General features: G+C 36.4%; 24 protein-coding genes and 1 pseudogene. 8 read left to right on the top strand and 17 right to left on the bottom strand.

Features of this window, described 5'->3' with window-relative positions; all coding sequences use genetic code 11:
* Window positions 1-576: 576 nt before the first annotated feature.
* Both J0J36_RS04685 and J0J36_RS10645 read right to left on the bottom strand, forming a co-directional pair.
* Window positions 577-777 (bottom strand): cold-shock protein, encoded by a 201-nt coding sequence (locus J0J36_RS04685; protein WP_017369912.1) that lies wholly within the window; start codon window positions 775-777, stop codon window positions 577-579.
* 822 nt (window positions 778-1,599) lie between these two features.
* The gene (locus tag J0J36_RS10645) at window positions 1,600-1,728 is read right to left on the bottom strand and encodes an SH3 domain-containing protein (protein ID WP_255566844.1); all 129 of its coding nucleotides are present in this window, start codon (window positions 1,726-1,728) and stop codon (window positions 1,600-1,602) included.
* A 69-nt stretch (window positions 1,729-1,797) separates the two neighbouring features.
* On the opposite strand from J0J36_RS10645, the pseudogene J0J36_RS04675 reads away from it, so the two are divergent.
* Window positions 1,798-2,060: pseudogene (locus J0J36_RS04675) on the top strand (transposase); the annotation flags it as partial.
* 78 nt (window positions 2,061-2,138) lie between these two features.
* Here the strand turns inward: J0J36_RS04675 and J0J36_RS04670 are convergent.
* Window positions 2,139-2,390 (bottom strand): hypothetical protein, encoded by a 252-nt coding sequence (locus tag J0J36_RS04670; RefSeq protein ID WP_153924780.1) that lies wholly within the window; start codon window positions 2,388-2,390, stop codon window positions 2,139-2,141.
* Window positions 2,391-2,402: 12 nt separating this feature from the next.
* The gene (locus J0J36_RS04665) at window positions 2,403-2,633 is read right to left on the bottom strand and encodes a hypothetical protein (protein ID WP_153924777.1); all 231 of its coding nucleotides are present in this window, start codon (window positions 2,631-2,633) and stop codon (window positions 2,403-2,405) included.
* Between the two features lie 155 nt (window positions 2,634-2,788).
* Between J0J36_RS04665 and J0J36_RS04660 the strand changes: the two genes are divergently transcribed.
* From J0J36_RS04660 to J0J36_RS10485, 7 genes are all read left to right on the top strand, one after another.
* Window positions 2,789-3,244 carry a hypothetical protein gene (locus J0J36_RS04660; protein WP_019292506.1) on the top strand — a complete coding sequence of 152 codons (456 nt, stop codon included), beginning with the start codon at window positions 2,789-2,791 and terminating at the stop codon, window positions 3,242-3,244.
* Window positions 3,245-3,639: 395 nt separating this feature from the next.
* Window positions 3,640-3,984, top strand: a complete 345-nt coding sequence (locus J0J36_RS04655) for an XRE family transcriptional regulator (RefSeq protein ID WP_019292507.1) — start codon at window positions 3,640-3,642, stop codon at window positions 3,982-3,984.
* 11 nt (window positions 3,985-3,995) lie between these two features.
* A complete protein-coding gene (locus J0J36_RS04650) occupies window positions 3,996-4,586 on the top strand; it encodes a hypothetical protein (protein WP_040086243.1) in 591 nt (196 codons plus the stop codon).
* Between the two features lie 48 nt (window positions 4,587-4,634).
* Window positions 4,635-5,174 (top strand): PH domain-containing protein, encoded by a 540-nt coding sequence (locus tag J0J36_RS04645; protein ID WP_019292509.1) that lies wholly within the window; start codon window positions 4,635-4,637, stop codon window positions 5,172-5,174.
* 73 nt (window positions 5,175-5,247) lie between these two features.
* On the top strand, window positions 5,248-6,237 hold the full coding sequence (locus tag J0J36_RS04640) for an Ltp family lipoprotein (protein ID WP_019292510.1): 990 nt from the start codon (window positions 5,248-5,250) through the stop codon (window positions 6,235-6,237).
* Window positions 6,238-6,359: 122 nt separating this feature from the next.
* Window positions 6,360-6,860, top strand: coding sequence for an Arm DNA-binding domain-containing protein (locus J0J36_RS10490; RefSeq protein WP_242520649.1), 501 nt, complete (start codon window positions 6,360-6,362; stop codon window positions 6,858-6,860).
* Between the two features lie 5 nt (window positions 6,861-6,865).
* Window positions 6,866-7,495, top strand: coding sequence for a site-specific integrase (locus J0J36_RS10485; RefSeq protein ID WP_242520648.1), 630 nt, complete (start codon window positions 6,866-6,868; stop codon window positions 7,493-7,495).
* Window positions 7,496-7,546: 51 nt separating this feature from the next.
* Here the strand turns inward: J0J36_RS10485 and J0J36_RS04630 are convergent, their stop codons facing one another.
* The 13 genes from J0J36_RS04630 to J0J36_RS04570 all read right to left on the bottom strand — a co-directional run bounded on the left by J0J36_RS04630 (window position 7,547) and on the right by J0J36_RS04570 (window position 20,949).
* Window positions 7,547-8,614: an ABC transporter substrate-binding protein gene (locus tag J0J36_RS04630; protein WP_019292511.1), complete on the bottom strand. Its 1,068-nt coding sequence runs from the start codon at window positions 8,612-8,614 to the stop codon at window positions 7,547-7,549.
* Window positions 8,615-8,629: 15 nt separating this feature from the next.
* On the bottom strand, window positions 8,630-9,430 hold the full coding sequence (locus J0J36_RS04625) for an ABC transporter permease (RefSeq protein WP_017370221.1): 801 nt from the start codon (window positions 9,428-9,430) through the stop codon (window positions 8,630-8,632).
* Window positions 9,430-10,224, bottom strand: a complete 795-nt coding sequence (locus J0J36_RS04620; protein ID WP_040086249.1) for an ABC transporter permease — start codon at window positions 10,222-10,224, stop codon at window positions 9,430-9,432. Before J0J36_RS04620 ends, J0J36_RS04625 begins: the two co-directional genes overlap by 1 nt.
* A complete protein-coding gene (locus tag J0J36_RS04615; protein ID WP_206886793.1) occupies window positions 10,221-11,492 on the bottom strand; it encodes an ABC transporter ATP-binding protein in 1,272 nt (423 codons plus the stop codon). The genes J0J36_RS04620 and J0J36_RS04615 overlap by 4 nt, the downstream gene beginning before the upstream one ends.
* Before the next feature lie 795 nt (window positions 11,493-12,287).
* Entirely contained in the window at window positions 12,288-13,190 is a 903-nt protein-coding gene (locus tag J0J36_RS04610) for an HAD family hydrolase (protein ID WP_019292513.1), read from the bottom strand.
* Between the two features lie 12 nt (window positions 13,191-13,202).
* A complete protein-coding gene (gene murB / locus J0J36_RS04605) occupies window positions 13,203-14,111 on the bottom strand; it encodes a UDP-N-acetylmuramate dehydrogenase (protein WP_019292514.1) in 909 nt (302 codons plus the stop codon).
* Window positions 14,112-14,264: 153 nt separating this feature from the next.
* Window positions 14,265-15,170 carry an RluA family pseudouridine synthase gene (locus J0J36_RS04600; RefSeq protein WP_019292515.1) on the bottom strand — a complete coding sequence of 302 codons (906 nt, stop codon included), beginning with the start codon at window positions 15,168-15,170 and terminating at the stop codon, window positions 14,265-14,267.
* Complete coding sequence (lspA, locus tag J0J36_RS04595) at window positions 15,171-15,623, bottom strand: signal peptidase II (RefSeq protein ID WP_153924774.1); 453 nt, start codon at window positions 15,621-15,623, stop codon at window positions 15,171-15,173.
* A gap of 140 nt (window positions 15,624-15,763) precedes the next feature.
* Window positions 15,764-16,978 carry an ArgE/DapE family deacylase gene (locus tag J0J36_RS04590; RefSeq protein ID WP_153924771.1) on the bottom strand — a complete coding sequence of 405 codons (1,215 nt, stop codon included), beginning with the start codon at window positions 16,976-16,978 and terminating at the stop codon, window positions 15,764-15,766.
* Window positions 16,979-17,082: 104 nt separating this feature from the next.
* A complete protein-coding gene (locus J0J36_RS04585; RefSeq protein WP_019292518.1) occupies window positions 17,083-18,576 on the bottom strand; it encodes a helix-turn-helix domain-containing protein in 1,494 nt (497 codons plus the stop codon).
* Between the two features lie 71 nt (window positions 18,577-18,647).
* Window positions 18,648-19,052: an ArsC/Spx/MgsR family protein gene (locus J0J36_RS04580; protein ID WP_019292519.1), complete on the bottom strand. Its 405-nt coding sequence runs from the start codon at window positions 19,050-19,052 to the stop codon at window positions 18,648-18,650.
* Between the two features lie 104 nt (window positions 19,053-19,156).
* Complete coding sequence (locus J0J36_RS04575) at window positions 19,157-20,029, bottom strand: metallophosphoesterase (protein WP_206886792.1); 873 nt, start codon at window positions 20,027-20,029, stop codon at window positions 19,157-19,159.
* Between the two features lie 83 nt (window positions 20,030-20,112).
* A complete protein-coding gene (locus J0J36_RS04570; protein WP_019292521.1) occupies window positions 20,113-20,949 on the bottom strand; it encodes a GIY-YIG nuclease family protein in 837 nt (278 codons plus the stop codon).
* Window positions 20,950-21,006 lie beyond the last annotated feature (57 nt).

The raw sequence follows: 21,006 nt of genomic DNA, 5'->3' as shown, positions 1-21,006 counted from the left end.
TATTTTTGTAAAGAGAATACTTAATAAAAAGTCCCTCAGTACTGTACTGACGGACTAACAATATTGAATAGAGACCTATTCAAGTACCATCATATTTTATTTATTAAAGTATGTCAAGTAATTGCATTATTTAACAAAAAAGTTCTCCCAACCTGAAAAGGGAGCTATATCAAACTCTACTTCTTATAAAGCGCATAAGATTGGTTTATGCGAGCTTGATACACTTACATTATATCAAAAAAACTTCTTGAGATACACGACCGCACAATAAGAAGTTCTGCCAGGCATCGACATTGATTAGAAACTTTACTCTTTTGTAAGTGGATTGTATAGCTGCCTGACAGAGTCAGTATAACACAATAGATTGACAATAGCGAACCATACAAAAAAGACACCCGATATGTGAGAGGCGCCTTCCTGATGAATAGCCTAGTTATAATTACTCGTCATAACTAGAGTTCGTATTTGAGGTCTAACTTCGTCACAGAGAAGTAGCCTACGAACACTCTTACTATAACACTAATATGTCCAATAACATAATGATACAAAAAAAACCACTCCTAAGAGTGATTTTAATTATGCGTGGTAAATATTTGATGCTTGAGCGCCTCGTTGGCCTTCCGCAATATCAAAAGTTACTTTTTCGCCTTCTTCAAGTTTTTTGAAGCCACTGCTTTGAATTTCTGAGAAGTGTGCAAACACATCTGTCCCATCTTCTGCAGTGATAAAGCCAAAACCTTTAGAGTCGTTAAACCATTTTACTGTTCCGTTTGTCATAGTATATATATTTCCCTTCAACTAGATTGTAAATCATTATGGTGAAAGGACATATTTAAAATATATAACTTTAACTAAACTTACTTAGTACATAGTATCACGCTTATTTGTTTTTGTCAAATTGACATAAAAAATTTCGCTTATGAATTAAATGCCAACGGTTAGAAACTTAACTAACTCTCGAAGAAATTCATACACGAAGAATCTGTCTTATGTGCCAAGGAGACACCTGTTAACTACAGTATATTTAAAAGTGAATATCTAACAAAAAATACGCTGGCAAGGCGTGATAAATAGAAAAAATAATAAATCAAAAATTTATTTTTATTGCCTTTTATATTATAACAAAAAACACCTCTGAATGTAATAGTCAGAGGTGTCTTGGAGTAAAATTTGTGAAAAATTTTATGCTTATATATTAACATGCTATACCATTGAAGTAAAGTAAAACAAAAGAGTCACTTGGTACCTTATTCCGAGAAACTACATCTTACATATCTTTATTGTATCAAAAAAACTCCCAGTCAAAGGACCGGGAACTAAGAAAAACAAAATTAGAAGCAAGCTTCTTCTTTTGATAATTATATTATATCACTATTCAATATCTAGACAAAACAAAAACCCTCAACACAATTGCTGAGGGTAAAATTTATTAATCTTAACCTAGACATAATAACATGAAACAAACATTATTACAAATATAAAAACACCTAGCGTGAAGGGGCTAAGTGTTAATGATAAAGAATTTATTTTTCATACACATTATACCATGATAATTAAAAGTAATCAAAAAAGCCCGGTCAATTGACCAGACATTCTTTTTTATTTCTTCAAATAATCCATGCTAATATATCGTTTCGCACCACTGTAGGATGTATATGTTCCCCACTTCATGCCTTCGCTAGTAATTACTTCAGAGATATTTACGCTTTGCCCAAAGCTTGGAGCTATACTATAAAAGTGGACAGAAAATTGTGTGTTATAATCTGTCTATTAAGACACAAAAATGAAAGGACTTTTATGTCAGGTTTTAAACGTTACGACGAGGAATTTAAGCAATCTCTCGTTAATCTCTACCAAACAGGTAAAACTCAATCCGAACTCTGTAAAGACTATGGTGTCTCCCCTTCTGCACTTGCAAAATGGATCAAGCAGTACTCTCAAGTTCGTCTTGAAGATAATACGGTCTTGACTGCTAAACAGATTCAAGAATTACAAAAAAGGAATGCCCAACTCGAAGAAGAAAATCTTATCTTAAAAAAAGCAAGTGCCATATTCATGCACCATGTGTTCTTAATGATAAAATCGGCAAGTATCTCACCAGTCTCTCGCTCTACGATTAGGTACATGAATAGTCCTTTCTAGTTTTCTTTAAATTCAAACTTAGGTTTTCGAGCTACACCTCGATATTTTTTCGAATGGTTACTCCAAGCTATAAAAGCTGGTACAAATGTTATTCTCTTTCCCAAGTCGATAACATATTCTTTATCAGAGGTTTCTTTTTGAAATTTGCGAATTTTAATTTGAATAGTTTCTTTTTTAACTCCTAGAGCCTCTGCTAATTTTTCATCAGTTGCCCACTCATCAGATTTTAGTGAACTAAGATTGATCATGTTTACCTCTTTCTACTTGATGTCCCAATACTCTATCAAAAATGCAATAAACCATTTAATTGATTGAGTATATTTTCTTTTACCATTCAATACAGCACTAATATCTGTTGCAGCAAACTTGTAAGGAGGATTTTTAATATTTTCATAAGCCCAAATTATATCCTTGTTACTTTTTCCTTGCATCTCCATGAATTCCACAATTTTTAATCGTTGGGAATCAAAACTTTGTTCTACTTCTGACATTTTTATCCTTTCTCAAATTAAATATCCTGCTTTTGCAGTACGGGAAGTTGAGGAATCGAACCTCTTCGCCTTTCTTCCCTGTAGCAAGTGCCACGTATCATAACTCCGTGATATAATATAAGCGACCAAACTAAAATTATATATAGGAGTTTTTTATGAATAAAATTAAAAAAACAAGTTTTTTACAATGGTTATTTTATTTACTGTTAATTTTCTTTTTGCTAATTACTTTTTTTATGATAACTTATTATTTCTCTACACTTTTACAAATAAAGTTACCTAATGAACCTGCAATTTCCGTAATTACTCAGATAGATTATTTCAATTTATTTAAAATTTTTATTTTTGTTGGGATTGTTTATTTTTTTCTGTTTTCACTTCCTGAAATGTTTATCTTGTTTAGGGTACGGAAGGCGGGAAGGAAACTTGAAGATTTGAATATTAGAGAGAAAAAAATAATTGAGACCCTCTTTAGAATATTATTAGGTTGCTATATCCCCACTGTTGCTCTGTTTGCTTTATCAATAAATCAATTTTCAGCCATCGTTGAAATTTCAGCTCTCTTTACCATCTTCATTTTCTTTTTCAACCTTGGAAAGATTAATAAATGAAGATAACGTTCTATTCACCATGAAATCTATACCAAGTATCAAAACTACAAGAGTAATAATTGCTTTAATCCAATCATAATTTGACATATAACCACTCTTTCCGCCCACTGGGCTTTTTTATTTTCTAAAGTTAGATAAAAAGTTAGATTATTAATATTTGCGCTTGACAAAATGTATGAATTCTAATACAATATAAGCATAATGAAAAGCCTTAATAGAAACATTCTAAACTGCCTGGAAGCTTGTTTGTGGTGTTTACAGTTAAGTTGTTTTTCTAATATTTTTTCTAACTTCTTACCTTACAAAATATATTGTATTAGAATTCATACATTTTGTCAAGGGATAAGTACGAAAATTAATATTTTATTTTTTGTTTTTTATTTAGAAAGCTTGATATGACTATATTTGAAAGAATTGATACTCTTGCAAAAAAGCAAGGAAAAACTGTTAAAGTAATAGCTAAAGAAGCTAATTTAAGCGAGAATGCCATTTACGCTTGGAAAAAAACTAAACCCAAAGCGGAAGATCTAGCTTTAGTAGCAGATAGACTACATACTACTATTGATTATCTGTTAGGACGTGAAGAAATGCCAGTAGTTAAAGAACCTATAGATCTTGCTGATTTAGTAGATGAAAATAAAGTTGATTGGGATGAGTGGGTGTCTTTTGATGGTAAACCGCTCACAGATGAAGTTAAAACAGCATTAAAACTTATTTTGGGTAAACGTCTTGAAGACTAATCGGGGGCTCTATGAACGAACAGGAACTAATAGAGCGTATAATACTTGAGATAGAAAAATATGGAATTGAAGTTATCGGGGACAACTCATTTCCTTTAGACGCTGTAACAAACAATAGAAAAAAGATAACAATTTTTAATCCCACTACGGTTAAAGCATTTAAACTATGCCATGAATTGATGCATATTAAAAATAATGATCCTTATCGTCTAGGTGAATGTGACACTACAAGCCCTCAAGAGAAACGAACTAATAAAGAAGCAATTCTTTTTCTTTGGGACATATTCATAACTGAGGGTGGAAGCTTTGATATTTTTCAAAGGTTTATTGAAATATCTGGATGTCCTTGTGATACTTCTTTTTCTCTTCTTTGTAAAGTTAATGAAAAAGTCATAAATGAATTAAAAAAAGAAGGTAACATCCAAAAAGACTTTAGTAAAATGTCACTAAAAGAATGTGTTATTGATTACATTTCGCATTTCGATGTTGTGGAACAAATCAACACTTATCAGTTTCTTGAAGCATACAATTTACCTTATGAAAATTATGATAGAGCAGTTGAACTTTTTAAGAATATGCTCAAGCTTGATTATGCTTGTTAATATAAAAATACGTGCGCTAATCACGATAAAAGGGTAAGGAGAAAAATTATGGGATTATTGGATAACCTCAACAAAGTAGCTGATAAAGCCTCAAAGGTTGCAGCTGACAAAATTTCTGATGTAACACAAAAAGTTGATGATACTGTTACCAGTGCGGATTCAGGAAATCTGCTTCAAGGAATGTTAGGGAATTACCAGAAGCAAAATATAGATTCAGTTACCTCAAAATGGTCTCATATGCTCATCGAAAATGAGCAGGTTATATCGGCATATAAACTTGTTCGTGATGAAATTGTAGTGACTAATCATCGTCTGCTATTTGTTGATGCACAAGGAGTTACCGGTCAAAAGAAAGCCATCACCCAAATTTTTCTTGATACTATTGTAGATGTGAAATTTACTGCTGCAGGATTTGGTTTTGATGATACTGACATCTACATTACTTATCTCACAAACCCTTATTATAAAGCGTACGAAACTTCTCTTTCTGTCCATCACTTTGAATTTCCAAAAAAACTTGATGTTTCAGATTTCTATAGATTTTTGGTTCAACTTTCTGTAGAAAATAGAATAAAAATTAATTCATAATAAACATAAACTTACCCAAAAGTTGTTACATAATACGTGCGCTAATCACGTTAAAAGGGCAAGGAGAAATTTTATGGAAAAATTGGAAGATTTATGGAAGAATACAAAATGGTTTAAACCATTAGTTTTTATTGTTTTGTTAGTTGTACTTTTTAAAATTTGGCCCTTAACGTTAATTGCTGGGCTTGTGGCTATTGTTTATGCGATTTATTCGTTTAATAAATCTAGAAAATCAATATCAACCAAAATTAAACCACTCACTTCATTTATTATTGCGATTGTACTTATCATTGTTGGTGTAGCCGGTGCGTCTGGATCAGATACACCATCAGATGAAGCAGATTCTGACTCATCAACTAAAACTACTCAGTCAAGCAAAACTATACAATCATCTAATTCTAAAGAGGAAAAGAAAATCATAACTCTGAAAGTACCAAAGTCAGTCACTGCTAGCAGTTCAGGTACAGCAATAATTGAAGGTACAACTTTGCCAAATACCGATGTAAGAATTGGCATGGGAATTATTGGAGATTCTGTTACTTCTGACGGAAAAGGTAAATTTAGTTTAAGTTATGATATGACAAATGATTCTGACGAAGTAATTGAGATTACAGCACAAGACGGCTCTGATAATGTTACGGAAAAAGTAACAATAAAACAAAATGAAGAAATAAAAAAGAAAAAAGCTGAAGAGGATGCGGCTAAGAAAGCCAAAGAAAAAGCTGAAGCTGAAGCAAAAGCTGCCGAAGCCGCTTTACCTATAGAATACAAAAATGCACTGAGAAAATCAAAAGCATATTCAGATACAATGCATATGTCTAAAGCAGGTATTTATGACCAACTAACTTCGTCTTATGGAGAAGGGTTTACAGCTGAAGCAGCTCAATATGCTATAGATAATCTAAAAGCAGATTATAATAAGAACGCTTTAGAAAAGGCTAAAAATTATCAAGAAACAATGTCTATGTCTAGAGATTCAATTTATGATCAACTTATTTCCGAATATGGTGAAAAATTCACTCCTGAGGAAGCACAATACGCAATAAATAATCTACCAGCATAACAAAAAGCCGCCCAAGTTTGGCGACTGTGGGGCGACTTTAATCAATATGTATTTGAAAAATCACGATTTTCGTGAAGTTTTCTTGTACTCTATTTTACAGGAAAAAGGAGTAAAAATCAATTATGGCCAGGTACGTTAAACGAGGAAAAGTATGGCAATATGAAATATCATACAAAGATAATTATGGTACATTCAATAAAATAAGGAAATCTGGTTTTAAGACCAAAGGTGAAGCGATAGCCGAAGCTGGAGATATTGAATCGAGATTAAAACAAGGTTTTAAAGTTAACACAAAAAATAAGTCATTAGTAACTGCATTCACTGAATGGATCAAGGTTTTTAAAAAAGGTAAAATACAGGATTCCACATATGGAACTTATTTATCAACTTTAGCATATTTAAACAAATATTTACCAAATGCTACAGTAAAAAACATTGATAGAATTTCATATCAATATGCGATTAACGAAATGGGAAAAGAATTATCAAGCGGAACAATAAAAAACTTTAACCGTCAAATTCGCTCATGCATAAAGTTTCTAGTATCTGAAGGAGTATTCAATATGATTTCACTCAAGGAGTTGCGATCAAAGGGAGAGGTAAGGATACAGGCAATTGGGTAAAATATTTGGATTTTGATGAATTTGAAAAACTTGTTAGTACTCTCCAAAAAGAAATGAGTCCAATAAATGTATTTTCCATTATGTGTTATATTGGCGCAATGACAGGAATGAGGTACAGCGAAGTAGCTGGCTTGACTTGGGACAATATAGATTTCACCAACAACAAAATAAAAGTAGATAAAGCTTGGAGAAACGATAAAAAAGATTTTGGGCCCACAAAAAATAAAAGTTCTGTTAGAGAAATTACTATAGACGGAACTTTTAAAATGTTATTATATAGATATAAAAATAGACAAAACAAAGTATTTAGTGAACCCGAGGTTACTAATCCACTCAACCTAGTCTGTTGGCATCCCAAAAGAGGAATTATAGAAAATGCCGTCGTTAATAAAGAACTTGCGCAAATTTGTCAAAGGGCTGGGCTAGAAAATAGAATAACAACACACGGATTAAGGCACACACATGCTTCCGTTTTAATTTATAAATCAGTAAATATTATGACTATTTCTAAAAGGCTTGGGCATGCTAATATTTCCATAACACTTGATACATATTCACATATAATCAAGGAACTTGAAAAAGCGGAAGACAAAAAAGTTATTGATATTTTTAGCAAAATAAATAGAAAAAAATAATTTGGCACAATGAAATTAAAAACAGCTCAACCACAAAGGCTAGAGCTGTTTTTATTTATTCATCTTAAACTGAAGATACAAATCATTATAAATACCTGTCCAATATGGACTGAGATTAACATAAGCTTCATCTTCTTTTATCAGAGCTTCATCAGGATAATAAGACTTGTCTTCACGAACTTCTGCAGGTAAGAGTGCTTCTGCTTTAACGTTAGGTGTTGAATAGCCAACGTATTCAGCATTGGCCGCTGCATTTTCTGGTTCTTGCATGAAGTTGATAAAGGCATAGGCCGCTTTAGTATTTTTACTTGTTTTTGGGATAGCCAAGTTATCATACCAAATGTTTGTTCGGGCAGGGACCACATAGTGTAAATGTTCATTGCTTGAAGTCATTTCGGATGCTTGTCCACTATAAACGACAGATAACGGTGTTTCGTTATTAATCATATAACTCATGATTTCGTCTCCGAGAATAGCTTTAACATTGGGTGTGAGCTGTAGGAGCTTGTCATAAGCACGATCAATCTCTGACTGGTTCGTCGTATTCACAGAGCTTCCTGTAGCGATTAAGCCCATCCCCATCACATCTCGACTACTATCTGTGAGGAGGATCGAATTTTTGTAGTCTTTAGACCAAAGGTCTTCCCATTTTGTGGGTGGGTGAGTGATGTATTTATCATTATATACAATCCCCAAAGTCCCCCAGAAATAAGGCACAGAATAAGTATTTTTAGGGTCAAATGCCGCATCCAAGAGCTTCGGATTATCATAATTAAGATTTTTAATCTTGGTATGATCTAAAGGAAGCAAAAGATTTTCTTTGGCCATTTTTTGCACCATATATTCGCTGGGCACAACAATATCATAAGCGGTACCGCCTTGTTTAACTTTAGAATACATGGCTTCATTGGAATCAAATGTCACATAATTAACCTTATAGCCGGACTCTTTTTCAAACTTTTTGAGAAGCTGCGGATCGATATATTCGCCCCAGTTAAAAATCGTCAAGCTATTGGTAGAGGTTGAAACACCTGTCGCAGCGGACATCCGCCAAGCTGTAACCCCAAGAAGGACAGTAATTGCTAAAATCCCTGACAAGAAATAGATTAATTTTTTCAAGATAACTGTCCTTTCTTAAGTAATATTTGGCGTTTTTCCGGCAGTATCTGATTCTCTCATGATTATATAATACCCTATAACCAGTAAGATTGAGAAAAGAAATACAATTGCGGATAGTGCATTGATCTCAAGGGAGATTCCTGCACGAGCACGTGAATAAATCTCGACAGACATTGTCGTAAAGTCATTTCCTGTGACAAAGAAGGTAACGGCAAAGTCATCTAAGGAATAAGTGAAGGCCATAAAGAACCCAGCGATGACACCAGGTGTCAAATAGGGCAGAATCACTTCTCTTAGTGCTTGAGTCTGCGTTGCCCCCAAATCATAGGCAGCCTCAACTAAAGATTTATCCATCTCTTGGTAAAGTGGCAACACCATCAAGACAACAATCGGAATAGAAAAGGCGATGTGGCTCAACAAAACTGAGGCAAAGCCAAGTTTCATTCCGACTAAGGTAAAGAGAATCAAGAAACTTGCACCAATAACAACGTCAGGCGATACAATCAAGACATTGTTTAATCCTAAGAAAGTCGTCTTACCCTTGGCTTTAAGATTTTCGATAAACATGGCACCAAAAGTTCCAATGATTGTGGCAATTAAAGCACTCAAGAAAGCCAAGAAAAAGGTTTGTACGACAATCAAAATTAAACGGCTGTCTTGAAAAAGTTCTTTAAAGTTATCTAAGGTAAAGCCTGTAAATTGATTCATATCCCCGCCTTCGTTAAAGGCATAAAAAATCAAGAAAAAGATTGGGGCATAAAGGATAAAGAGCACGAAGCCCAGATAGATTTTTCCGACACGGTTTTTACTACGCATTAGCTACCCACCTTTCTTTCTCTTGTCACTAACATAATAATCATCATCGCAAAAACTAAGATGATGGCAATGGTTGAACCCATCCCCCAGTTTTGGGTGGTGAGGAAATGTTCTTCAACTGCAGTACCTAATGTTATTACCTTATTTCCGCCAATCAAGCGTGTCAGCATGAAAAGTGACAAGCTCGGAATAAAAACAGCTTGGACACCTGAGCGTACACCATTGAGCGATAAAGGCCAAACCACATGAATAAAGGTTTGCCACCATGTTGCACCTAAATCATAACTGGCTAAGACGAGGTTTTCATCCAAATCCTCAAGAGCATTAAAAATAGGCAACACCATGAAAGGAATAGAAATATAGGTTGCTACAAAGATAAAGCTAAAGTCTGTAAACAATATCTGTGGTCGGCCAAGTCCGATAAATTGTAAGAAACTATTCACAGAGCCATACTTTCCGAAGATACCAATGAAAGCATAAGCTTTCAGCAGTAAATTCACCCAAGTGGGCAAGATAATTAACATCAAGAGAAGCTGTTTGTGCTTGAGTTTCGTTAACACATAGGACACAGGAAAGCTAATCAAGAGTGTAACGACTGTAATGATGAGGGCATAGAGGATCGAATTCCAAGTCATCATCAGATAAGTTGAGCTTGTAAAATACTGGCTGTAGTTAGAAAAGGTAAACTGTCCTTGAATGTTGAAGAAAGATTGCCAAAGTAAGAGGATAAGAGGTGCTACTACGAACAGTCCAACCCACAGAAAGTAAGGGACAGAGAAGAGTCTTTTAGTCATTCTTCTTCCTCACTTTCCCCGTTTTCTTGCTTATGCAAAATATCGTTTACAGCTTGCGCCAGCTCAGTCAAGTCCATTGTGTTTTCCAAGGCTTCCTGAACAGCATCCATGATGGCTGCCTCTTCTTCTGCAGCTTCTTCTTCGACCGCATTGGCGATACCGATAGTTTGCTTTTCTTCCTCAACATACTCTTCGATACGCGCATCAAATTCTTCTTCGGTTTCATCAAGACGCATAATATGTATGGCTTCAGGCTCAAAGTTTAAACCAACCGTTTCTCCAACCAAGGCCTTGTGGGTGGAGTGAATCAGCCATTCGTTACCAAAATCGTCATAAGCCACAATCTCATAATGCACCCCACGGAAGAGTTGTGTATCGACTTTCACATTGAATTTTCCTTCATCTGGTAGGGTGAACTCAATATCTTCAGGACGAATGACCACCTCAATCGGCTCATTAGGCCGCATCCCGCCATCGACAGCTTCAAATTGTTGACCGTTGAACTCGACAAGATAGTCCTCAATCATGCGGCCATTGATAATATTTGATTCACCAATAAACTCAGCTACAAAATGGTTAATCGGTTCGTCATATATATCGGTTGGGGTGCCTGACTGAACAATTTCGCCCTCATTCATAATGAAGATCCAGTCGGACATGGCCAAAGCTTCTTCCTGATCATGAGTCACAAAAATAAAAGTGATACCCAGGCTTTGTTGCAACTCACGCAGTTCATATTGCATATCCTTACGAAGCTTCATATCCAAAGCCGACAGGGATTCATCCAGCAAGAGAACTTTGGGTCGGTCAATAATGGCGCGTGCAATAGCAACACGTTGTTTTTGCCCCCCAGAGAGCTTACTGATAGCACGTTTCTCGAAGCCTTCTAGTTGCACAAGCTTAAGCGACTCAGAAACACGTTGTGCGATTTCTGATTTGTTTACTCCCTTGATTTTCAAAGCAAAAGCCACATTATCAAAGACCGTCATATTCGGGAATAATGCGTAAGATTGAAAAATTGTATGCACGTCGCGCTTGTTTGTCGGGACATCATTGATACGCTGACCGTCTAGCAAAATATCTCCAGATGTGGCATCTAGAAGTCCAGCAATAATATTTAAAATCGTTGATTTACCTGAACCAGAAGCACCCAGTAAGGTATAGAACTTCCCCTCTTCAATCTCAAAAGTAATGTCTTTGAGCACTGTCGTACCACTATCTTCATAGGTTTTCGTTACGTTTTTAAATTCAATGATATTTTTGGTCATGATTTTTATCCTTCGTCTTGGATTTAGAGTTTTAATTGTTGGCAACCAACACCGGAATCTCAAAACCGGTGAAAGAAATAAGTTTTCGTTATTTGCAAATAGAGCTAAAGGTGAGCTACCTGATGGTAAATATCAATAGCATATTATAACGGCACCTGACGTTGAAAAACAAAAAATATCTTTTTTGTTTTTCAACTAATGAGGGCCTTTAAATGAACAACAGCATATTATGACGGCAAAAATCAAAAACGATATTTTTTTGATTTTTGACTAATGAGATGCTCAGGAAAGGTCCTATAGGACTTTCCGTCCATCATTAGCGCCTTCAGGCGCAATGATGGTAGCATATCAAAAAATCCAAGTGTACACACACTTGGATTCACATTCAATCTTTGATTACATATAAAAAGCAGTCTTACTGCGGAGAGACCGAGTAGTCAACTTTTAGTACTCTTATTGATGCGCGCAAGCGTGTTTCTTGGGTGGAGTGTGAAGCTCCATAAGCAAAATAATTTGCTTAATCAATAAGGCAATAAAATTGCCAATCGGCTGTGACTCTGGCTGTCCGTATGGCCTTAGTTTTCGCTTGTTCACAGCAAAAACGAGTCCTATTTTCTGCTGAGCAGAAACTTTTATAATTATAACGTAAATTTTATGTCAATGCAAGAGTGAATTTTCTCTTTTCCTGGATATTAGGCAAGATTTCATAGAGCTTGCCGTTTGGGATTTAGTAGCTTTACAAGCAATTGCTCATAGCGAATTAAAAAATCAGAGACTTCTCTGATTTCATTTTTTTTATTTGTATCCTTTTAAAGTCAGGAATTCGACCTGTTTTTTACTTAATTCTAGCATATCAGCTACCGCTTCTAAGTCAAATTTCCCTGTAGACAAAAGGCGCTCTGCTGCGAGGTTTACACCAGACTTAATACCCAACTCAAGGACAGGATTTGTCTTGTCATTGGAATCCATGATGTACTTGTTATCTGGAAGATCAAAAAGAACTTTTACGGCACCAAAGAGTTGCTCAAAAGAATCAATTTCGACGTCGTGTACTTTTTTTCCTTGTGAAATACTACGTCCGCGGTGATTAAACCACATTGTTTTCCAGCCACCGTTGTGACCGCCCATAACATCATTGTCGTAAGAGTCCCCTACATACAAAGTTGTCTCAGGATTCATACCAAATTGTTGCGCAGCCAAGTTAAAGATTTCTTTTTCTGGTTTTTGGAAACCAGTTGCTTGCGAAACAATCACATGACTTGGTTCAACATAATCATACAAACCAAGTTTACGTACTTTTTTTAGCTGATGTTCTGTTGGGCCATTAGTAATCACACCTACTGGAATATTACGTTTTTTCAGAAAATCAAGTGTCAAACGCATTTCATCAAGCATCGTGATATTTTCCAATTCATATTCATAAATTTCTTGGAAATAATCTCCGGTAGCACGTGAAATTTCAGGATAGCCTAAATCTTTAAGTGTTTCATTTGTACGATAAAAACGGAAATACTCAATATCCCACTCGCCCGCAATTACTTTTGGGAAACCAAGGTCTGAATAGTGACGGTAGCGAATGTAAGCTTTGTTCATATCGGTCAGGTCAAAGTCTGGGAAGACTTTCAAAATGGCACGTCTGAATGGTGCTTGCTGGTCATAAATTGTATCGTCAACGTCAAAAACTATTGCATTAATCATTTTTCTTTGTTTTTATCTTTCTAATTTCTCACCGATAATACGGACTTCTGCTTCTAGTGTTAATCCAGAATTTTCCTTCACATGCTCAATGACATAAGCAATCAAATTTTCGTAATCTGTAGCTGTACCCTGATCGACATTAACCATAAAGCCAGCATGCTTTTTAGATACTTCCACACCACCGATACGGTGCCCTTGCATACCTGCCTCTTGGATAAGCTGTCCGGCGAAATGTCCGGCAGGGCGTTTGAATACTGAACCACAGCTCGGATATTCGAGCGGTTGCTTACTTTCACGTAGTCCTGTTAAGCGGTCCATTTCCGCTTTGATAACTGAAGCATCACCAGCTTCAAGTTTAAACTGAGCTGATACAACAATCAAGTCCTCATCACGAATAACAGAATGGCGATAGCCGAATTTCATTTGGTCTGCCTCTAATACACGGAGATGACCTTCCTGGTCAATAACAGTACAATTGAGTAAAACATGGGCGATTTCACCGCTATAGGCGCCAGCATTCATAAAGACTGCCCCACCAACAGAACCAGGAATACCACATGCAAACTCGAAGCCCGTCAAGGCATGATCAAGCGCAACATGTGTGGTGTCAATCAATTTTGCGCCTGCTTCAGCTGTGATTACATTTTTATCTACTTTTACGTGATTCATTTTTTCAAGTAAAATCACTAAACCACGAATACCACCATCACGAACGATTAAGTTGGATGCATTACCCAATACTGTAATTGGTGTTTCTGCTGCTCGTGCTAAGTCGAGAAGCTCGCTTAACTCTTCACTTGAAGCGGGAAAAGCAAGAAAATCTGCTGGTCCGCCAACTTTGGTGTAGGTGTAATTTGACAATGGCTCGTCATATTTGACAAGCAAATCAGGAAATTTTTCGAAATCAGATTTTTTTAGCATAGAACTATTTTACCACAAATTCATTCTAGGACGGTAAAAATTTATAAAACAGCTTGATGGTTTTTGTTTAACAATAACTCAGAATTCACAACGGACTTAGGCACTCTGAAATTATACAATAACCTAAGGCGTATTGGACATAAAAAACCTGTCTTACGACAAGCCTCTTAAATTATCAAGTTGTTGAGCAAATATTTCAGGAATGTCGACCTGGAACTCAAGCAGTTCGCCCGTTGCAGGATGCTCAAAACCTAGGGTTTCGGCATGGAGAAATTGTCCATTGTTTGGCGTTAAAGTTTTACTTGGGCCATAGAGAGGATCTCCAGCGATTGGGAAGCCAATATAAGCCATGTGTACACGTATCTGATGTGTACGCCCTGTTTCAAGCTCAAGGGCAACAAGAGTATATCCAGGGAAACGTTCCAAAACGGTAAAATGCGTTTTGGCTGGTTTTCCACCTGAAATCACAGCTTGCTTCTTACGCTCTTTAGGATTGCGACCAATCGGGGCTTCAATCGTACCTTTTTCATTTGGTAACTCGCCATGCACAAGTGCAATATAACGGCGTTTATTTGTTTTTGCTTTGAGCTGTGCCGCTAAAGACTCATGTGCGGCATCATTTTTGGCAATCATCAGTAAACCGGAAGTATCCTTATCGATACGATGGACAATTCCGGGGCGAATCACACCATTAATAGAAGAAAGATCTTTGATGTGGTACATAATGGCGTTGACCAATGTACCTGAAGCATGTCCCGCACTTGGGTGAACAACCATTCCTTGGGGCTTGTTAATTACTGCCACATCAGAATCTTCATAAACAATATCTAAAGGAATATCTTCAGCTTGGATATCAAGCACTTCAACTTCTGGTAATTCGTAGGCGATAGTTTCCCCTGCTTTTACTTTATATTTTGCTTTTTTTACTTGCCCGTCTACCGTTACTTTCCCATCACGAATCAGCTCTGTCAATACTGAACGTGAAGCATCACTCAAGTTTGCTAAAGCCTTGTCTAAACGAAGCCCCGCATTTGGCTCGTCAATAATTACTACTGTCATTTATTCTACCTCTTTGTCTAAAATAATCGCGATAAAGAGTACTACAAAACCTATTGAAAGCAGTATATCAGCGATATTAAATATTGGAAAATTGATGAAATCCGTCTGGAACATGTCCACCACAAAAGATTGTCGCACCCGGTCAATAAAGTTCCCTAGCGCTCCCGAAATAATCAACGTCAGTGCGGCAAAGTACCAGTTTTGATTTAGTTTTTTATTAAGGAAATAAAGGGCGCCTATAATCACGATCGGTGTCAAGATGAGGAAAAACCATTGTTTTCCTTCGAGCATCGACCAAGCTGCGCCTTCGTTTCGAAGATAGGTTAGGCTGAGGATACCAGGAATAAATTCCTTTTCTCCTCCCAATGGAATATTAGCAACAGTCCAAGCTTTCAATAGCTGATCTGCAAGAATACCGAGAAGTATTAAGCCAAGGGAGATTATTTTTTTCATACTCTTTATTATACTATATAGAGCCAATAAAAGATAATAGAAGTTCATATAGGAAGAAAATTGAGGAAAAGTCACAAAAAAATAACACTTTGGCTCAAGAAAGGCTACTTGGCCAAAAGTGTTATCTCCTCCTATCCGTTTCAACTTGCAAAATATTTTTGAATCATATTTTCGTATATTTTGATAAAGTCTAAAAAGCTATCTATAAGGACATACTCGTCAACAGCATGCGCTGTAGCATTTCCGGGCCCACAAACCACAATATCAAGATTAGGATTAGCTCTTACAAACTGTGAGGCGTCTGTTCCACCAGATACACCAACTTGTGGTACTTTCTGCTGCAGATGTTCTTCCAAAACTTCAGAAGTTACTTTTACTATTTTTGAGTCTGGGCTACTTTTGACAGGAGAAACATTTTCGGTGACCTCTAAAGATAACTCTACTGCTTGCTCACGATTGCATTCGTCAATCAGCGCTTGAATATCCGCAATCAATTTTTCATTAGACAATGCGGGAATGGTACGGATTTTCACACCCATACTCGCGTTGGCCGGAACAGTATTGATCTGTTCACCACCATTAATCAAAGTCACGACTGGAATAGTTGAACCTAAAAGATCATCTTCTTCTGTAAGCTTATCAAAATATGCTTTTTGTTTATCATAAAACTTAAGTAAACCTTCGATGGCATTTTGACCCAGCTCTGGCATTGAGCTATGTGCAGCCTTGCCTTTGGCATGTACCTTATAGTTGACGGAACCTTTATGGCCAATAAAGATGAGACGCATCTCCCCGTCGAACTTCGGAATATCGAGCGGAATAGTATCTTTCATTTGTTGCAATGTGGCGAAGTCTCCGCCTGTTGGCTCACAGACAACTAAAGCTTCCATATCATCGGCATAACCAAGTTCTGCAAGCTGACCTGCTCCAAGTTCACCTTTTTCTTCACCTACAGTAGCGAGTAAGCGCACTGTCCCATTCAGAGAAACGCCACTTTCTTTGAGATTAATCATAGCTACAACGGCTGCAACAAGGCCAGACTTCATGTCTGTAGTGCCACGTCCGTACATTTTTCCCTCTTCGGTTACAGTCGCACTTAAAGGCGGATATGTCCACTTACTTTCATCTCCTAAAGATACTGTATCTTCATGCCCATCAAAACCTATTACCGGACCATTACCGTTTCCAATCTCGGCAATCAGACTGGCGCGTCCCTCGCTGTAAGGAATTATCTTGGCTGCAATATCATGCTCTTGAAGTAACGCACGCAAATAGTTCGCCACTTCTTCTTCGTTGCCATTGACTGAGTTGATTTGGACCACATCTTGTAATATTTTTATATCATCTAAAGCCATTTTAATACCTCTTATCGTCTTTTTTAATACTTCTAGCTTATCACTATAGTAAAAGATATTGGGGTAAAAAAAGGCAGATGGGAAGCAACAAAAAAAGACGAATATTACTCGTCATTTTTGGTGATTAAAATATGTAGATAGTCCTCAATATCCTCGATTTCCCTTCGCGTGAGGAAAGGATGAACAAGGAATAACTGCGCTGGTTTTTTCAAATTACTGTGCTCACCCATAGCGCTTGTCGAAATAACGATATCTACATTTTGTTCTGGTTCTGATAGACTTGTGATTATTTTTAAATTATAAAGATGACCAAATTGATTAAAAATTTGTCGGATTAACAATTTTTCTAGCATCTCGGACAAGTCAGTATCAATGAAGAGCGTGATTTCTTTTTCCTGAAACTGGACGGGCATAAAGAAGGATAAAGCCAATATATACTCGCCAATCAAATATTCTTCATTTAAAAAGAGTGTGAGACCACTTTCTTGATATAGCTCAGCAAGGAGTTTTTTCAAAGACTGGCGCATGACTGGGAAAAAGTAAGACGAAACGTTAATTGCATGGTGCCCAGACTCTGAGAAAATGATATTTGAGAATAGGTCCGCGTGCAAATGACAGGGATAAATATACCGCAAGAACAATCTTCTTTTCTCTTCAGAGAGTTTTCCTGTGTGGGTTTCCATTTTTTGCACCAAACGTTCTGTAGCTTCAAAGGCGGGTGTCCCTTCAAGAACACTCCAAAAATCGGGTGCTTTATGCTCAAGACTATTGTAAATTTTGCTCTTAGTCATGGCTTCAATCAGTAAAAAATCCACTTCATGTTTAGGAAAACCATAATTTTTGTAAAATAAAGCGTAAATATCCGTCTTCTCATCAATCCATTCACAAATCGAACGATATTTCTCCCAGCCTTCTTCCAAGTTTACTGAAAAGCCGCGTTGATATCTGCTGAAATTTATGGCGAACATATAGGCAATTTGATAAGCTGTAAACTGATTCATCTGTAAGTCTATCTCAAGACTTATTTGCGAAATCAAGTTAATGATTTTTTCTTTATTAACTCCTGAAAAAGGCCACTCATCGCCTCGGTAAAGGCGCCAAAAGAGAATATTTAGCATTCCTCTGACTTGTTGTTCATCCCCTTGAAAAAGATACTGTTTTTTTCTGGTTACAACCTTCACACCTAGATTGGCCATCATTTGATTGGCATTTGCGATGCGCTTTTTAATCAAAGATTCGCTGACAAAGTTCTCCATAGCCAAGCGTTCCAGATTTGCATCTTTATTTAAAGCAATCGAAAAGAGAATCTTATAAATAATGATATTTTCGATGAGTTTCTGGCGAAATTTTCGATAATCACGCGCATCCTTAATTTCTAAAAGGTTTCCGCGCCCTTTTAATATTTTGAGATTGAGATTGTCAGAGTCAAAAGATCTTATCTCATGAAGTAAACTATTAATCAAACTGGTCGTACGTTTTGTACTGATCCCCAAAGTTTTTGCCATTTCTTCGGCATCAATCCAGTCGCCCTTCTCTTTCATAAGTTCCAAAAGTTTGAGCTCCAAACTCACACTATCTTCTATCGCTGTTATTTTCATTATAAATATCCCTTACTTTTTGAATGCCCTATCTCCTTATTATAACTCTAAATTTGTAAACATTACAGTTTTTAATCGCGCAGATAACGTGGAATGAACTTCCTCATTTCGACTTCATTATATCCTACCAACATCTTATTTTTACCAATAATAATGGGTGTAATCAAACATTCTGGATGCTCAGTGACGAAAGCAAGAGCTTCTTTAAAAGTTAATTTATTGAGTCCCATTAGGGCTTTCAAGGTCTTCTTTGAAGATGTTCGTGATTTTTTAGTAATTTCTGCAAAACCACCTTCAGATAGAGATAAAATTTCCAGTAAATCCGTTTCTGATATTTTTTCAATTCGGACATATTTCGCTTCTATCCCATAGTTCTGAAACCACGAATTTGCTTTTTGACTGGCGGTACAAGGTTTGCGGTAGTATACTCTAATCAAGGCTTCACCTACAATTCTTTCCGTTTCATATATAGACAACTCTTCTATTTTATAATATTTAAAGCTGCAAAATAGTCACTTTACAGGAGATGGCAAAGCTCTTTTTGTAAAAAAAAAAAAAAGAGAGTAGACCCTCTTTTCATTTATATATAAATGGTGAACTGAGTTACCTCAGGTATAACTCCAAAACGCGCGTGAATCGATGTGGTTCCTATCCCTGTATTGACATATAATTGTGTAATGGCATCAAGCTGGTATAAGCCCCGTGTATACTTCTCAGCCAGAACATTTTTTATCGGATAGAAGGGAATCCAGACCTGACCACCGTGACTGTGACCCGCTAAAACTAGCTGTGTATCTGTACCGATAAAAGCATCCGCCACATCTGGCTCATGTGTCATCGTGATGGCATAGTTTTGACGGTAAGCAAGCGTATCGGATACCGAAGGATTTCCTAAAAGAGAATCGTCGAGTCCACCTAAGAAAACTTGGCGACCATCGCTCAATGTTAGAGTTTCTCCCTGGTTTCTTAGCACGGTAAATCCACCCGCCGACATAACATCTTCATAAACGCGGACAGCACCGCCACCATAATCATGATTGCCCCAAACGGCATACTTCCCAATATTTGCCTTAAAAGCTTTTAATTTTTCAATCATTGGTGCCATCTGTTCTGGATACTTGGAATAATTATCAAACAAATCTCCTGTAAACAAAAGAATATCTGGTTTTTGGGCATTAACCTTCTCAATCACCTTATCTAAACGATTGGTTTCATAGTACTCGGAAACCTGCAAATCAGAGATTTGCACAACGTTTAGTGGTGTCCGCTCATTTTTCTTTCCCAGCTCGACATGATTGACATGCACAAGGAAGGGCTCAACTTTCCAAGCATAGAAAGGCAGAGCAACGATGAGCAATATAAATACGCTTATGATAGATAAGAGGATACGTTTCGTTTTCTTTTTAGTTTTTTTACTTGTTCTTGGAGGTGTTTTTATTTTCGGGTTTTGCATAGTGTTTTATTATAGCATAAAAGAGTGTTACGTTTGTAGACACTCTTTTATATCTTTTTATTTAAATATTAATAATTGTTATACTACTCCCAAATTAATTCCACTTTAACACTGAGATCAGCAGCCAATTTCTCCAACTTTCGCCGAGTATCCTTACGTGACAAATTGGTATAAAGCCAAATATTCTCTGAAACTTGAACAGAGCTTGGACGTCCACCATAAGTTGAACGTTTTGTTCCTAAAATAAAGGCATGACTTGGACGGTCATCCACAATTAATGACTTTATTTTTTCTGAATATTTGTTATCCTTCAACAGATTTCTCACAAACTCTACAAATAACTTCCTTGCTGAATTTGACGTTATTTTTTGTTTATCGTAAGAAATCACAAACTTGTCTGTTTTGACCTCTTTATGCTTTAATTCATAAGAAGGTGATTCCTCTCCAAAGAAGTTTAAACTTGCAATATCTTCATTTATTTCAAAAACTGTTTCATATAACGCTTCTGCTTGGAGCTTTTGAAGTTTTCCTATATAAGACGTATTCCCATTATTCAAATTTGTCAACTCAAAATCAGATTTTGTTTTAAAGTCTTGAATAAGCTTATGCTCAAGATACTCTGTTTCCGTTTTAGACATCTTTCCATCTTTTCTTGAAAAAAAGACCACAGATTCTGCCCAATTTTTTGCTTCATCAGATATATGTTGAGATAGACGCTGAGTTATAGTTTGACCCGCTGTTTGTCCAACGTATCTTTTATTCTGCCCGATTAACACATAAACAGCAGGAAACTTAGAAAATTCTTGCTCCTTAAGATAAGGGAAATCTTCGCGATTCATTGTAACTAAGATAACTGGATCGTGTTCATAGCAAAAAATACTGTCCTTTTGGTTATCCGAAAAAATAAAAACTTGCTTCATGTATAAAACCTATATCCTTTTGTGTTTCTCCATCAAATTATTCTCTCACCATTATAA

It is taken from the genome of Lactococcus sp. LG1074, from assembly GCF_017309525.1.
Taxonomy (GTDB): domain Bacteria; phylum Bacillota; class Bacilli; order Lactobacillales; family Streptococcaceae; genus Lactococcus; species Lactococcus petauri.
The sequence above is the reverse complement of the archived record's forward strand: the minus strand, read 5'-3'. Positions and strand labels throughout refer to the sequence as shown.

What these genes read in the sequence shown, in the direction of transcription:
- J0J36_RS04685 (WP_017369912.1), bottom strand. Translation starts at nt 777, where the DNA reads ATGACAAACGGAACAGTAAAATGGTTTAACGACTCTAAAGGTTTTGGC.
- J0J36_RS04670 (WP_153924780.1), bottom strand. Translation starts at nt 2,390, where the DNA reads ATGATCAATCTTAGTTCACTAAAATCTGATGAGTGGGCAACTGATGAA.
- J0J36_RS04665 (WP_153924777.1), bottom strand. Translation starts at nt 2,633, where the DNA reads ATGTCAGAAGTAGAACAAAGTTTTGATTCCCAACGATTAAAAATTGTG.
- J0J36_RS04660 (WP_019292506.1), top strand. Translation starts at nt 2,789, where the DNA reads ATGAATAAAATTAAAAAAACAAGTTTTTTACAATGGTTATTTTATTTA.
- J0J36_RS04655 (WP_019292507.1), top strand. Translation starts at nt 3,640, where the DNA reads ATGACTATATTTGAAAGAATTGATACTCTTGCAAAAAAGCAAGGAAAA.
- J0J36_RS04650 (WP_040086243.1), top strand. Translation starts at nt 3,996, where the DNA reads ATGAACGAACAGGAACTAATAGAGCGTATAATACTTGAGATAGAAAAA.
- J0J36_RS04645 (WP_019292509.1), top strand. Translation starts at nt 4,635, where the DNA reads ATGGGATTATTGGATAACCTCAACAAAGTAGCTGATAAAGCCTCAAAG.
- J0J36_RS04640 (WP_019292510.1), top strand. Translation starts at nt 5,248, where the DNA reads ATGGAAAAATTGGAAGATTTATGGAAGAATACAAAATGGTTTAAACCA.
- J0J36_RS10490 (WP_242520649.1), top strand. Translation starts at nt 6,360, where the DNA reads ATGGCCAGGTACGTTAAACGAGGAAAAGTATGGCAATATGAAATATCA.
- J0J36_RS04625 (WP_017370221.1), bottom strand. Translation starts at nt 9,430, where the DNA reads ATGCGTAGTAAAAACCGTGTCGGAAAAATCTATCTGGGCTTCGTGCTC.
- J0J36_RS04620 (WP_040086249.1), bottom strand. Translation starts at nt 10,224, where the DNA reads ATGACTAAAAGACTCTTCTCTGTCCCTTACTTTCTGTGGGTTGGACTG.
- J0J36_RS04615 (WP_206886793.1), bottom strand. Translation starts at nt 11,492, where the DNA reads ATGACCAAAAATATCATTGAATTTAAAAACGTAACGAAAACCTATGAA.
- J0J36_RS04610 (WP_019292513.1), bottom strand. Translation starts at nt 13,190, where the DNA reads ATGATTAATGCAATAGTTTTTGACGTTGACGATACAATTTATGACCAG.
- murB (WP_019292514.1), bottom strand. Translation starts at nt 14,111, where the DNA reads ATGCTAAAAAAATCTGATTTCGAAAAATTTCCTGATTTGCTTGTCAAA.
- J0J36_RS04600 (WP_019292515.1), bottom strand. Translation starts at nt 15,170, where the DNA reads ATGACAGTAGTAATTATTGACGAGCCAAATGCGGGGCTTCGTTTAGAC.
- lspA (WP_153924774.1), bottom strand. Translation starts at nt 15,623, where the DNA reads ATGAAAAAAATAATCTCCCTTGGCTTAATACTTCTCGGTATTCTTGCA.
- J0J36_RS04590 (WP_153924771.1), bottom strand. Translation starts at nt 16,978, where the DNA reads ATGGCTTTAGATGATATAAAAATATTACAAGATGTGGTCCAAATCAAC.
- J0J36_RS04585 (WP_019292518.1), bottom strand. Translation starts at nt 18,576, where the DNA reads ATGAAAATAACAGCGATAGAAGATAGTGTGAGTTTGGAGCTCAAACTT.
- J0J36_RS04575 (WP_206886792.1), bottom strand. Translation starts at nt 20,029, where the DNA reads ATGCAAAACCCGAAAATAAAAACACCTCCAAGAACAAGTAAAAAAACT.
- J0J36_RS04570 (WP_019292521.1), bottom strand. Translation starts at nt 20,949, where the DNA reads ATGAAGCAAGTTTTTATTTTTTCGGATAACCAAAAGGACAGTATTTTT.